Source organism: Bacillus coahuilensis m4-4 (genome assembly GCF_000171615.1).
Classification (GTDB): Bacteria; Bacillota; Bacilli; order Bacillales; family Bacillaceae_K; genus Bacillus_T; species Bacillus_T coahuilensis.
On the sequence record NZ_ABFU01000029.1, the window covers coordinates 17,113 to 31,090 of the forward strand.

Below are 13,978 nucleotides of genomic sequence, written 5' to 3' on the forward strand. Positions count from 1 at the left end.
ATCCCCCTTTAAATTCAACATCCTAGGAGAAAGTAACAGCTAACCGAGCTTTGGCTACTTTACTTTTAGGAATTTCTTATTTTTTTCTTTTCTTTGTTTTGATTGTAACCTCAACAACAAGAGTATCTTGATCATTTTGTAGTAGCTTACCTTCAACTCTTTTTCACCTTCAATAGGCTCATATGTTTTAACATAAACTTGCTTACCGACTGCTTTCTCAAAATCCTTTTCTTTTTTCAAAGGACGTTCAGCACCAGGTGATGATACCTCTAGGAAATAATTGTGTTGAATTGGATCTAGTTCATCGATTTTTTCTCCTAATCGTTCACTAACAATTCCGCATTCTTCAATATCCACACCGGCATCTTTGTCGATATACACACGTAAAACCAATTACTTCCTTCTTTCACATACTCTACGTCTACTAGCTCTAACTTTAGTTCATCTAAAATTGGTGGTGCTAGTTGTTCTACGAGATCTGTAATTTTACTCATACATACCTCCCAAGCATCTATTATGTAGGTCTACTAATTCCGTAAATAAACACGAAAGAGTGGGGGGCGCCCACTCTTTCACCAGAGTTATAAATAGTATTTCCAATAAAAATATACCATACTCATTCATATTATGCAAACCGCATCAAATCAAGCATTAGAAGAGACTGAGCTGATTTTGATCGGGTAGAGATCCTAGACATCCATGATTATCTAGGTATTCGATAATGGTTTTCGATACTTTCCCTCTTTGCTGTAAATCTTCTTTGGATAAAAATTCTCCTTCTTCCCTTGCTTTTACGATATTAATGGCTGCATTTGTGCCTAAGCCAGGAATGGCATTAAACGGAGGAATAAGCGTATTTCCTTCAATTATAAATTCACTTGCATGAGACTTATATAAATGAACCTTTTGAAAGCTAAACCCACGTTCTGTCATTTCTAATGCCAATTCTAATACAGTTAGTAAACTTTTCTCTTTCGGGGCTGCATCTAACCCTTTTGCTAGAATTTCCTCTACTTTTGCACGAATAGACATTGGACCTTTTGCCATAGCATCTACATCAAAGTCCTCTGCTCGAACTGTAAAATACGCTGCGTAATATAGAATAGGGTGATGTACTTTGAAATATGCAATTCGAACGGCCATTAATACATAGGCAGCCGCGTGCGCTTTTGGGAACATGTATTTTATCTTTTTACAAGAATCGATATACCAATCAGGTACATTATTCTTCTTCATCTCTTCTTCCATTTCAGGTTGAAGACCTTTACCCTTACGAACAGATTCCATTATTTTAAATGCTAAAGAAGGCTCTAGACCTTGATAAATCAAATACACCATAATGTCATCACGACAACCAATTACTTCACTCAGTGTACACGTTTGATTATGAATAAGCTCTTGAGCATTTCCAAGCCAAACATCAGTACCATGAGATAACCCTGAAATTTGAACAAGCTCAGAGAATGTTGTTGGTTTTGTGTCTTCAAGCATTTGACGGACGAATCGAGTACCAAATTCCGGAATCCCGAGGGTTCCTGTTTTACATAAGATTTGTTCTTCTGTTACTCCAAGGGACTCAGTACCAGAGAAAATCTTCATCACTTCAGGATCATCCGTTGGGATGGTTTTAGGATCTATACCAGATAAATCTTGAAGCATACGAATAACCGTTGGATCATCATGACCTAAAATATCTAGTTTCAGTAAGTTATCGTGTATTGAATGAAAGTCGAAATGGGTCGTCTTCCACTCTGACGTTCGATCATCTGCTGGAAATTGGATAGGGGAAAAATCATAAATATCCATATAGTCTGGAACAACAATAATCCCTCCTGGATGCTGTCCAGTAGTCCGTTTGACACCTGTACATCCTTTCACTAATCGATCAACTTCAGCCCCACGAATCGTTAAATTATTATCTGAGGCATAGCCTTTCACGTAACCAAATGCCGTTTTTTCAGCAACGGTACCAATTGTTCCTGCTCGAAATACATTATCCTCACCAAAGAGAACCTTCGTATAATCATGGGCTCTCGGCTGATACTCTCCCGAGAAGTTTAAGTCAATATCTGGTACCTTATCTCCCTTAAATCCAAGAAATGTTTCAAACGGAATATCATGGCCATCTTTTGTATAAGGAACATCACAATCAGGGCAACTTTTATTCGATAAATCAAACCCTGATCCAACAGATCCATCATCAAAAAACTCAGATTTTTTACACGTTGGACAAACATAATGAGGTGGTAAGGGATTAACTTCCGTTATTTCTGTCATGGTCGCAACAAAGGAAGAACCTACTGACCCACGAGAACCTACCAGATATCCATCAATTAACGATTTTTTAACTAGTTTATGCGAGATTAAATAGATGACAGCAAATCCATGGCCTATTATACTTTTTAATTCCTTTTCTATTCGTGCTTCAACAATCTCTGGTAAGTTTTCTCCGTAAATGCTCTTTGCCATACTGTAGCTCATTCTACGGATTTCTTCATCAGCTCCGTCAATTTTAGGAGTATATAAATCGTCTTTAATCGGTTTGATCTCATCAATCATGTCAGCAATTAGATTCGTATTCGTCACAACAATTTCTTTCGCTTTTTCATTACCTAGAAATTCAAACGCATGAAGCATTTCATCCGTCGTTCTAAAATGAACCTTAGGTAGGTTATGTCGATTTAATGGATTAGCCCCGCCCTGTGAGCCAATTAATATCTTACGATAGATGCTATCTTTTGGATCTTTATAATGCACATTTCCTGAGGCCACCACCGGGGTCTCTAACTTTTCTCCTAAGGCAACGATGTTATGAATAATATCTTCTAAATTCTTTTCACTTTGAACGAGCTCTAGCTCAATTAAATGACTGTAGACTTCTTTTGGATGTACTTCAAAGTAATCATAAAACCGTGCTTTATCCTCTACTTCTTCTGGAGACTTTTGCATCATTCCTTCAAAAACTTCCCCTTTATCACATCCTGAGCCAACAAGAATCCCTTCACGGTATTTTTGCAACACACTTCGTGGAATGCGAGGAACTCGGTGAAAATAGTGAAGGTGAGAAATAGAAATTAATTTAAACAAATTTTTTAATCCTGTATCATTCTGAGCAATAAGAGTACAGTGATATGGGCGAGCGCGCTTATAGCTATCTCCTTCTCCCATATAGTCATTCAATTGATCATGATACTTGATTTCTTTCTCATACGTTTCTTTTAACAACTTTGCTAGGATATACCCTGTTGCTTCAGCATCGTATATGGCACGGTGATGCTGAGTAAGTTCCACATCGAGCTTTTTCGCTAATGTGTTCAGTCGATGATTTTTCATAGACGGGTATAAAAATCTAGCAAGTTCAAGTGTATCAATTACAGGGTTACTAGCCTTTTTAAGTCCTGCCCGTTGGTAAGATATATTTAAAAACCCCATATCAAAGCTAGCGTTATGAGCAACTAAAATTCCATCTTCTGCCCACTTTTTAAAATCAGTCACTACTTCAGAAACTTCAGGTGCATCCTTCACCATATCATCCGTAATACCAGTTAAATTAATCGTTGTAGCGGATAGAGGATGGTGAGGGTTTGCAAATCGTTCAAATCGATCAATAATCTCCCCGTCAAAAACCTTTACCGCTGCTAATTCAATAATGGTATCGTAGTTGGCTGATAAACCAGTAGTCTCGACATCAAAAACAATATATGTGCTTTCCGGTAAAAAGCGATGTGAGGTATTATAAGCAATCGGGACACCGTCATCCACTAAATTTGCTTCTACACCATATAATATTTTTATTCCGTTTTTCTTACCTGCTCCGTATGCTTCAGGGAAAGATTGAGCGACTGCATGGTCTGTGATGGCTATAGCCTTATGCCCCCATTTAGCAGCTTGTGCAACCAATTCTCCCGTAGAGGTTACAGCATCCATTGAGCTCATCGGTGTGTGAAGATGAAGTTCTACTCGTTTTTCTTCTGCAGAATCATGACGTTCTACACTTTTAATTTCATTAAAATCATTGGCAATCATGACTAAATCTCGTACAAATGTATCATTCTGAACACTGCCACGGACCCGTGCCCACATACCTTTTTTCACATTTTGCATAACGGCTGCGTCTTCTTTATCTCTTGAGAACATCTTTACTATGATACTACTGGAGTAATCTGTAATTTTAAAGGTTAAAAGAGTACGACCACTTCTAAGCTCCTTAATTTCTGAGTCAAAGATATACCCCTCTACAGCTATTCTTCTTTCTTCTTCTAAGATATCTACTAATTTCTTAAATTCAGCATCATCTTTAATGGTATAACCAATCGTAACTGGACCACTTGGGGCTTCTTGACCCACTGCATCATCCTTCTTTTGCATATCGATGACCGCTTGCTTTGCACGTTCTTGGTCTTCTTTCAGCTTAGCTTCAATAAATTTTTGGTATTCATCTGAAGGACCCTCTTCAGCTATCGTTCCCTCTATACTTAATGAAGGGAAACCATAGTCAGAAAGAATGCCAACAATCACTTCACTATATTTCTTTTTAATGGTTTGTAATTCAAAGTCATTCGAAGTCTGAATCATTAAACGATGACCTTGTAAGGTTGGGACTTGTTTCGATAACACGTGTAAAATTGGAGGAGAAATTCCTTGTATTTCTTTTAGACATTCTCTCCAATACTCACCCACTTGAGCTTCGTTAATTGTTTGGTCTATGCATGCAATCGAAAAACTAATAGAAGCAATATGTTGAAAGGCTTGTGTTAGCCTTCTTGTAAGCTTTTCAAAAACCTCAAATGGTAAAATTTGTTGTAGTGAAAATTCAAAATGCCAGGACTTTTCTTTGCGGTCTACCGTTAATTTAACGATTTCTCCATGCTGAAAAAAAGGCATGACAGTATCGTCTGTTAACTCAATTTGTTGTAGCAAGAGTCGAAACTTATCTTTTCGACTTAACTCGATTGAACTCATGCCTCACTCTCCATTCTACGTGTTCTTTATCCATCTTAATGAAAGTATGCTCTATATTCAAGAAGGATTACAATAAGAAAAAGGCACCAATGGGTACCTTTTCTTCAATTGAACACTTCATCTCGATAAATGATTTATTTGCATTGTTATATAAAAGGGATGTACTGTCACTTTACACGAAACAACTTTTATGTTGAAAAATAAGAAATAACCACTCTAACCCTTTAACCTATCATTTACATTATAACAATTGATTGATATAGGAGCTTAATTCTTCAATGGAAACATCCTTTGATTCACCAGTACGACGATCTTTACACTCTACATTACCTTCAGATGCTTGTTTCCCTACTGTAACTCTTACAGGAATTCCGATTAAATCTGAATCATTGAATTTTACGCCTGCACGTTCAATACGGTCATCAAGTAATACTTCTAACCCTTGGTCTTTAAGCTGGTTGTATAAATCTTCGCCTAATTTTTTTTGTCTCATCATTTTTCATATTAACTGGAACAATATGAACTTGATAAGGAGCTAAGTTTTCTGGCCATAGTAATCCGTTCTCGTCGTTATATTGTTCTGCAACTGCCGCAAGAGTTCTTGAGACGCCAATTCCATAACAACCCATAATCATATGTTTTGCTTTTCCATTTTCGTCTAAAACGGTAGCATTCATCGCTTCTGAATACCTTGTCCCGAGTTTAAACACATGGCCAACTTCAATACCCTTAGCAAATTTGATTACACCTTTTCCATCTGGTGATGGGTCACCCTCTAAAATAAATCGTAAATCTTCATAGCGCTCTACCTTTGCGTCTCTGTCAATGTTTACATTTTTATAATGAACATCTTCCTCGTTTGCACCAGCTATTCCATTCACAATATATTTAACGGCATGGTCTGCAATGACCTTCACGTTTGTATTGACTGGACCAATGCTACCAATGGAACACTTCATTATTTCTTTCACTTCATTTGGATCTGCCATTTCGACAACTGATGCACCGAGGACATTCTTCACTTTAATATCATTTATCTCATGATCGCCTCTAGCTAGCACTAACACAAATTCATCATCTACTTTGAATAATAGAGATTTAATTACTCTAGTACTATCTACTGAAAGATACTGTCGAACCTCTTCAATTGTTTTTTGCCCTGGAGTTGCTATTTTCTCTATCGATAGCTGTTCTTCACTACTCATTTCATATTGGGTAACAACTGGTGCCATCTCGATATTAGCAGCATAAGAAGATGTATCTGAATAAGCAATGGTATCTTCTCCAACTTCAGAAAGAACCATGAATTCATGAGTATCCTTCCCACCCATAGCACCAGAATCAGCAATAACTGCACGATAATTTAATCCACAGCGTTCAAAGATATTTGAATACGCTTGAAAAATTCGATCATACGTTTCATCTAAGCTTTCTTTGGAAGCGTGGAAAGAATAAGCGTCTTTCATAATGAATTCCCGGCCACGCAGCAAACCAAAACGAGGTCTAGCTTCATCACGATATTTTGTTTGAATTTGGTAGAGTGAAAGTGGTAGCTTTTTATATGATTTTACATCATCACGTAATAAACTAGTAATCACTTCTTCATGAGTCGCTCCTAATGCAAACTCTCTTCCATGACGATCTTTCATTCTCATTAATTCAGATCCATACGTATACCAACGTCCGGATTCTTGCCATAGCTCAGCTTGTTGCAGAGCTGGCATGAACATTTCTACTACTCCAGCATTCTCCATTTCTTCACGGATGATTTGTTCAACTTTCGCTAAAACTCTCTTACCTAATGGTAGGAAGCTGTAGATACCACTTGTATTTTGTTTCATAAATCCAGCGCGTAATAAGAGCTGGTGACTTTTAATTTCTGCATCTGCTGGCGTTTCCCTTAGTGTTGGAATAAACGTCATACTTTGTTTCATAAAAAACACCTCAAACTTCTTGAAAATTATTGTAAGAAAAACCTTTGTATATCATTCCATGTTACAACTAGCATTAGAACCATCAGTAACGCAAAACCAATAAAGTGAACAAATCCTTCCTTGTTCCGATCAACAGGTTTTCCTCTCACAGCTTCTACTAAGAAGAACATCAATCTTCCACCATCAAGAGCAGGTATTGGAAGTAAATTCATTATCCCTAGGTTTATGCTTAAAATAGCTCCCCATCTCATTAAATAATAGACGCCAGACTGCGCAACAATTTCCGTTGATTTGTAGATTCCAACCGGACCTGACAATGCATCAATCGTAAATTGACCCGTTACTAATTGCCCTAAAAGCTTTAGTATTTCGATTGTCCATTTATACGTTTCTGTTGCTCCGTATGTCAAAGCATTAAGTGGTGATTGGTCAAGTGCAGCATATACTCCGATTTTACCCACTTGAGTGCCTTCAATTTCTTGAACTTGAGGTATCACGGTTATATCCTCTGTTTGACCATCTCGGTTAATGGTAAATAGGAGTTCTTCTCCGGGCTTTTTCTCCACTATGGAAACGATATCTAACCAAGAATTTACTTCAGAACCATCAATCGTGATTACTTCATCACCTTCTTGTAGGCCTGCTTCGTTTGCAGCACCATCATCTGTTAATTTGCCTAGGATTGGTTTATCCATAGGTACCCCTTGAAGTAGCGCTAGTATCAAGAAAATGACAAAAGCTAGTACAAAGTTCATCATCGGTCCAGCAAAAATGGTCATAGTTCTTTGAGCTAGGGTTTTGGAAGGGAACTGTCTATCCCAAGGAGCAATCATGGTTTCATTTCCTTCTTCAACAATGGTACAGTCTCTTGTTAACGGAAATGACTTTACTACTTCTTCATCTTCTAAATAGCCTTTTAGGAACAAGTTTTTCTCAAAATCCGCTTCTTCCACTTCCATCATCACTAGGTTTTGATAGCGATCTTTTCCACTAATGATGATTTTTTCAACTTTTTCGTCTTTATTTAACAATAGTCCTACCCTTTGACCAGGTTTTAAATCGATCATTTCAGGATCTTCTCCAGCCATTCGAACGAACCCACCTAGTGGTAGCAAACGAATCGTATATACGGTTTCATTCTTTTTATAATGAAATACTTTCGGACCAAATCCAATAGCAAATTCACGAACAAGAATCCCAGCACGTTTAGCGAAAATAAAATGTCCTAATTCATGGAAGAAGACCAGGGCACCGAAAATAATAACAAAGGCTAAAATTGTATTCACATCGTCCAACCACCTTTTTTATAGTAAGGATTTAACATAATTCCTTGTGTCCAAATCAATTTCATGAATGTCTCCCAGGCTAGGAGCATGTACAACAGAATGTTTCTCTAAAGCTTTTTCAATTAAATCCTCAATTGTAAGGAAGGTGATTTTATTTTGAAGAAAAGCCGCAACAGCTACTTCATTCGCTGCATTTAACACAGTCGGTACACTACCACCCATTTTCCCTGCATGATAAGCAAAATCCAAACACTTGAATCGCTTGAAATCCATCTTTTCAAAATGAAGAGTTCCAAACTCTTCAAGTTTTAATCGCCTAGAATGAACAAGAGGCATGCGGTCAGGATAGGTTAGAGCATATTGTATGGGTACTCTCATATCTGGTGTTCCTAACTGAGCCATAACAGAGCTATCTTGAAACTCAATCATGGAGTGAATAACACTCTCTCTATGTAATAGAACATCAATCTTATCATAAGGAATGTCGAATAACCAATGTGCTTCAATTACTTCAAGACCTTTATTCATCATTGTAGCTGAATCAATGGTGATTTTTGCTCCCATAGACCAGTTAGGGTGATTTAAAGCCTGTTCAACCGTAACATTCTTTAAATCATCTCGAGTATTGTCTCGAAAGCTTCCACCTGATGCTGTTACAATTAACCGTTCTATTTGAGACGCTTTTTCGCCTTGCAAACATTGATAAATAGCGGAATGCTCACTATCAACCGGTAAAATGGAAACACCATGTGTTTTTGCTTCATTCATTACAATATGTCCAGCAGTCACAAGAGTCTCTTTATTGGCAAGCGCAATCGTTTTTCCAGCCTGGATGGCCTTTAATGTGGGTGAAAGTCCTACACTTCCAATTACAGCATTTAACACAATTTCAGCTTCTGAATAGGTACTTACATTCTCCAACCCTTCATTCCCATGATATACCTTGACTTTTTGTCCAAATTCTCGTTGAAGTTGTACCGCATCATGTTCTTCTTGTACTGAAACTAGCGCTGGTGCAAACTCCTGAATGATGTCTTTTAATTTCTCAATATTTCTTCCAACAGAGACGGCAACAAGCTTAAATTCGCTTGGATTCTCTCTAATTACATCCAATGTTTGTAGACCAATTGAACCTGATGCACCCATTAAGCTTATGTTTTTCACCATCATCTTCTCTCCTAAATCTAAATTACCCTCCTATAATTACAAATAAATGTAAAAGAGGAAAAACGAATAATAAACTATCAAAGCGGTCTAGAATGCCTCCATGCCCCGGGAGGATATGACCTGAATCTTTAACAGAATAGTGCCTTTTCAAAGCAGATTCTACTAAGTCCCCAATTTGACCAAATACAGATAGAATTGCAGTAACCACTAATAATTTTGGTAAAGATATAGACCATTCAAATAAGAAGAAAACAGCTACAGCAATGATCATGGCACTTACGATGCCTCCAATCGATCCTTCAACTGTTTTATTGGGACTAATAAGCGGCCACAATTTTTTCTTTCCAAGTCGACGACCAATTAAATATGCCCCAGAATCTGTTGCCCAAATGATTAATAGAGCATAGATTACATAAGTCAAACCTGTATCAGCAGACCTTGTTTCTATAAAATAATAAAAACCAAATCCAACGTATAATATAGCCATAACAATAAACGCCACATCATCGAAATTGAATTCATTTTTAGTAATGACTGTATAGGATAAGTAAAGGAGTACGGCTAACATAGCTAGTTCAATTTTACTATATCCAAACTGCTCTATTATTTCATTATATTGTCTAGGGATTAAAAAAATCCACAATAATGCTACAGAAATAAATCCTGGAATACTGTATAGCTTTAGTTTTCTCATTTTTAACGTCTCATAAAGACCTACAGTAGCTAGTATATAGATTAATCCTATAAATGGTAGTCCACCGTAAAATACAAACGGAAGAAATACCGCCATTGCGATTATGGCTGTTGTTGTACGTTCTTTCATTTTTTATTCCTCACTTTTTAACCCACCGAACCTTCTAGATCGCCCTTGAAACGCTTCAATAGCTTCAACAAGATGCTCTTCAGAAAAATCTGGCCAAAGCACATCAGTAAACCAAAATTCTGTATAGGCTAGTTGCCAAAGCATAAAATTGCTTAAACGTATCTCTCCACTCGTTCTAATTAGTAAGTCAGGATCACAAAAATCCTTTGTCATTAAATACTTACTAAACACTTCTTCGGTAAGTTCTTTTTCATTTAGTATTCCATTTTGTACATCTTTTAAGACATGTCTAACGCCATCTAGTATCTCAGCTCTACTTCCATAGTTCAGAGCAAAGTTTAATATAAGTCCATCATTTTCTTTTGTCTCTTCAATCGCTTTATATACGGCATTTTTTGTGTGAGGTGGAATGGCTTCTTCATCCCCCATCATCGTCACCTTTACATTTTCTTCTACTAATTCTGGTAGAAATGTTCCTAAGAATTCTTCGGGTAGCTTCATTAAATATTCTACTTCCATTTTAGGTCGTTTCCAATTCTCAGTAGAAAATGCATATAACGTTAACTGCTTTATGCCTAACTGGTTCGCTACCTTGGTAATTTTTCGGACGGTTTTCATTCCTTCATGATGCCCTGCTACTCTAGGTAATGCTCTTTTTTTTGCCCATCTTCCATTACCGTCCATGATAATAGCAATATGATTTGGTATGTTAAAGTGTACGACTTCTTTTAAACGCTCATCTATGGATAAGCCATTCTGGTTATCTTTATTCCAAAATTTCATTTTATCTAACATGTTTGGTCCTCCAAGCATAACTCTTTCTAGCTAATGTCTATCTTATCATAACCAAAAAAAGAAAATAGATATCTCCTTTTATTCTGAAGTTAGGAAATAGTTAAGGCGTTAAGTCTTTTGTCAATAAGAAAAGTCAGACCCAGAGCTACTCCTATCTGGAAATACAAACGCATTTCCTAAAAGAAAGTATCGTTAGAGTCTGACCTATTAGGACACTATTACTTTTTAAACAGACATAATTTCGTTTTCTTTATCTTTTGTCATACTATCGATTTTTTCGATATTTTTGTCTGTTAACTTTTGAACATCATCTGAGTACCCACGAAGTTGATCTTCTGTAATTTCACCGTTTTTCTCTTGTTTCTTTAGGTCATCATTTGTATCACGACGAATATTACGAATGGCTACTTTCGCATCTTCCGCTTCTTTTTTCACTAGTTTCACTAATTCCTTACGGCGCTCTTCTGTTAACGCTGGAATCATTAAACGGATAATGGATCCATCATTTGAAGGATTTAATCCTAGATCAGAGCGAAGGATGGCTTTTTCAATTTCACCCAGTATTGATTTATCATATGGCTGTATTACAAGTAATCTAGCTTCTGGAACTGAAATAGATGCCATTTTGGTTAATTGGAGTTGGAGCACCGTAATATTCTACTGAAAGACCATCTAATAAAGAAGCATTTGCTCTACCCGCACGGATAGAAGCTAATTCTCTAGAATAGGCAGCGATTGCTTTATCCATTCTTTCTTTTCCAGTGTTAATAACTGAATTTGACATTAATTTTTCCCCCTTACAATTGTACCAATTGATTCACCTATAACTGCTTTTTTTAATGTTCCCATCTTCCATAATTGAGAATACAAGAAGAGGGATGTTATTGTCCATACATAATGAAGATGCAGTTGAATCCATAACAGCTAGTTCATTCTTTAAAACATCTAAGTAAGATAATTCATCGTATTTAAACGCGTCCTTATCAATTCTTGGATCTGCAGAATATACTCCATCAACATTATTTTTAGCCATTAATATAACTTCAGCCTCAATTTCAGCCGCACGAAGGGCAGCAGTTGTATCAGTGGAGAAGTAAGGATTTCCAGTACCAGCTGCAAATATAACTACTCGTCCCTTTTCAAGATGGCGAATTGCGCGTCTTCTTATATAAGGCTCTGCAACTTGGCGCATTTCAATACTGGTTTGAACTCTAGTCTCTATCCCTAGCTGTTCCAAACTGTCTTGAAGAGCTAATGAGTTCATAACTGTTGCTAACATTCCCATATAATCAGCATTTGCTCTATCCATTCCCATTTCGCTTCCAATTTTACCGCGCCAAATATTTCCGCCACCTACGACCACTGCGACTTCTACACCTAATTCAGCAATTTCTTTCACTTGTTCAGCAATAGATTTAATCACTGTAGGCTTAATTCCAAAGCCTTCATCTCCAGCTAAAGCTTCACCACTTAATTTTAATACGACTCGTTTATATTTTGGATCGGTCATAAGAACCTCCATTATGTATTTTTCCTTATAAAATAGGGAACACAGTGTGCTCCCTATTTTCTCGGCTACTATAGGTAAGATAGGACTATCTTACTTACTTGTTTACTTGATTCATTACTTCTTCAGCGAAGTTTTCTTGACGCTTTTCAATACCTTCTCCAACTTCGTAACGTACAAAGTCAGTCAAAGTTGCGCCTTTAGATTGTAGGAATTTCCCTACTTTTTGGTCTGGATCTTTAACGAAAGGTTGGTCAAGGATACATACTTCTTCGAAGTACTTCCCAAGACGGCCTTCGACCATTTTCGCCACGATATTTTCTGGTTTACCTTCGTTTAATGCTTGTTGAGTTAGAACTTCACGCTCACGCTCAACTTCTTCAGCAGAAACTTGGTCACGTGAAACATATTTAGGATTTAGAGCAGCAGCGTGCATTGCAACATCTTTAGCCGCTTGAGCGTCAGTTGTACCTTCTACAACTGCTAGTACTCCAATACGTCCACCCATGTGAAGGTACTCGCCGAATGTATCGTTATCAGTTTTAGTACGGATTGCAAAACGACGAAGTGTAATTTTTTCACCAATTTTTGCGATAGCAGAATTGATGTATTCAGATACAGACGTACCGTTTGCCATTGTTTGTTCTAAAGCAACTTCAACAGATTCTGGCTTATTCGTTAATAAGTGCTCAGCTAGTTCCTTAACAAGGTTTTGGAAGTTTTCGTTTTTCGCAACGAAATCTGTTTCAGCGTTCACTTCTAGGATTACCGCTTCATTTCCTTCAGATAGGATAAACGTGCTACCTTCAGCAGCAATACGATCTGCTTTTTTTGCAGCCTTCGCAATACCTTTTTCACGAAGAAAATCAATCGCTTGGTCCATATCACCATTAGTTTCTGTTAGTGCCTTTTTACAATCCATCATTCCGGCACCCGTTTTTTCACGAAGTTCTTTTACCATTTGAGCTGTTACAGCCATGTGGAATTCCTCCTTAATATGTACTAAATTTCATCATTTCCTATTTCATTAAAGCATATTCTTTAAAAAAAGGTGATAAGGGACTTACCCTCTTATCACCTTTTCAAAAGATTACTCAGCAGCTTCTTCTAAAGCAACCTCAGCAACTTCTTCACCTTGCTTAGCTTCTAAGATAGCATCAGCCATTTTACCAGTTAGAAGTTTAACTGCACGAATTGCATCATCGTTTGCAGGGATTACGTGATCAATTTCATCTGGATCACAGTTTGTATCAACAATTCCAATGATTGGAATGTTTAATTTGCGAGCTTCTGCAACAGCGATACGTTCTTTACGTGGGTCAACGATAAATAGAGCATCTGGAAGGCTCTTCATATCTTTAATACCACCTAAGAATTTAACTAAACGCTCATGCTCTTTCTTTAGTTGTACAACTTCTTTTTTAGGAAGTACATCGAAAGTTCCGTCTTCTTCCATTTTTTCAATAGCTTTTAGACGGCCAATACGCTTTTGAATTGTTTCGAG

Annotated in this window: 7 protein-coding genes and 4 pseudogenes; all 11 read right to left on the reverse strand. The window is 37.2% G+C overall.

Going from position 1 to position 13,978, the window contains the following annotated elements; all coding sequences use genetic code 11:
* Positions 1-76: 76 nt before the first annotated feature.
* Positions 77-494: pseudogene (gene rimP / locus M44_RS21415) on the reverse strand (ribosome maturation factor RimP).
* A gap of 157 nt (positions 495-651) precedes the next feature.
* A complete protein-coding gene (locus M44_RS07730) occupies positions 652-4,962 on the reverse strand; it encodes a PolC-type DNA polymerase III (RefSeq protein ID WP_010172531.1) in 4,311 nt (1,436 codons plus the stop codon).
* 241 nt (positions 4,963-5,203) lie between these two features.
* Positions 5,204-6,896 (reverse strand): annotated as a pseudogene (locus M44_RS21420) (proline--tRNA ligase).
* 26 nt (positions 6,897-6,922) lie between these two features.
* Positions 6,923-8,182, reverse strand: a complete 1,260-nt coding sequence (gene rseP / locus M44_RS07740; RefSeq protein WP_010172534.1) for an RIP metalloprotease RseP — start codon at positions 8,180-8,182, stop codon at positions 6,923-6,925.
* An 18-nt stretch (positions 8,183-8,200) separates the two neighbouring features.
* A complete protein-coding gene (locus tag M44_RS07745; protein ID WP_010172535.1) occupies positions 8,201-9,346 on the reverse strand; it encodes a 1-deoxy-D-xylulose-5-phosphate reductoisomerase in 1,146 nt (381 codons plus the stop codon).
* Positions 9,347-9,371: 25 nt separating this feature from the next.
* Positions 9,372-10,172 (reverse strand): phosphatidate cytidylyltransferase, encoded by an 801-nt coding sequence (locus M44_RS07750; protein ID WP_010172536.1) that lies wholly within the window; start codon positions 10,170-10,172, stop codon positions 9,372-9,374.
* Positions 10,173-10,175: 3 nt separating this feature from the next.
* Positions 10,176-10,967, reverse strand: a complete 792-nt coding sequence (locus M44_RS07755; RefSeq protein WP_010172537.1) for an isoprenyl transferase — start codon at positions 10,965-10,967, stop codon at positions 10,176-10,178.
* 225 nt (positions 10,968-11,192) lie between these two features.
* Positions 11,193-11,751 (reverse strand): annotated as a pseudogene (frr, locus tag M44_RS21425) (ribosome recycling factor).
* Positions 11,751-12,477 (reverse strand): annotated as a pseudogene (gene pyrH / locus M44_RS21430) (UMP kinase). Before pyrH ends, frr begins: the two co-directional pseudogenes overlap by 1 nt.
* A 94-nt stretch (positions 12,478-12,571) precedes the next feature.
* A complete protein-coding gene (gene tsf / locus M44_RS07770) occupies positions 12,572-13,453 on the reverse strand; it encodes a translation elongation factor Ts (protein WP_010172541.1) in 882 nt (293 codons plus the stop codon).
* A gap of 111 nt (positions 13,454-13,564) precedes the next feature.
* A partial coding sequence (rpsB, locus tag M44_RS21435) for a 30S ribosomal protein S2 (protein WP_010172542.1) occupies positions 13,565-13,978 on the reverse strand: 414 nt, incomplete at its 5' end.

What these genes read in the sequence shown, in the direction of transcription:
- M44_RS07730 (WP_010172531.1), bottom strand. Translation starts at nt 4,962, where the DNA reads ATGAGTTCAATCGAGTTAAGTCGAAAAGATAAGTTTCGACTCTTGCTA.
- M44_RS07750 (WP_010172536.1), bottom strand. Translation starts at nt 10,172, where the DNA reads ATGAAAGAACGTACAACAACAGCCATAATCGCAATGGCGGTATTTCTT.
- M44_RS07755 (WP_010172537.1), bottom strand. Translation starts at nt 10,967, where the DNA reads ATGTTAGATAAAATGAAATTTTGGAATAAAGATAACCAGAATGGCTTA.
- tsf (WP_010172541.1), bottom strand. Translation starts at nt 13,453, where the DNA reads ATGGCTGTAACAGCTCAAATGGTAAAAGAACTTCGTGAAAAAACGGGT.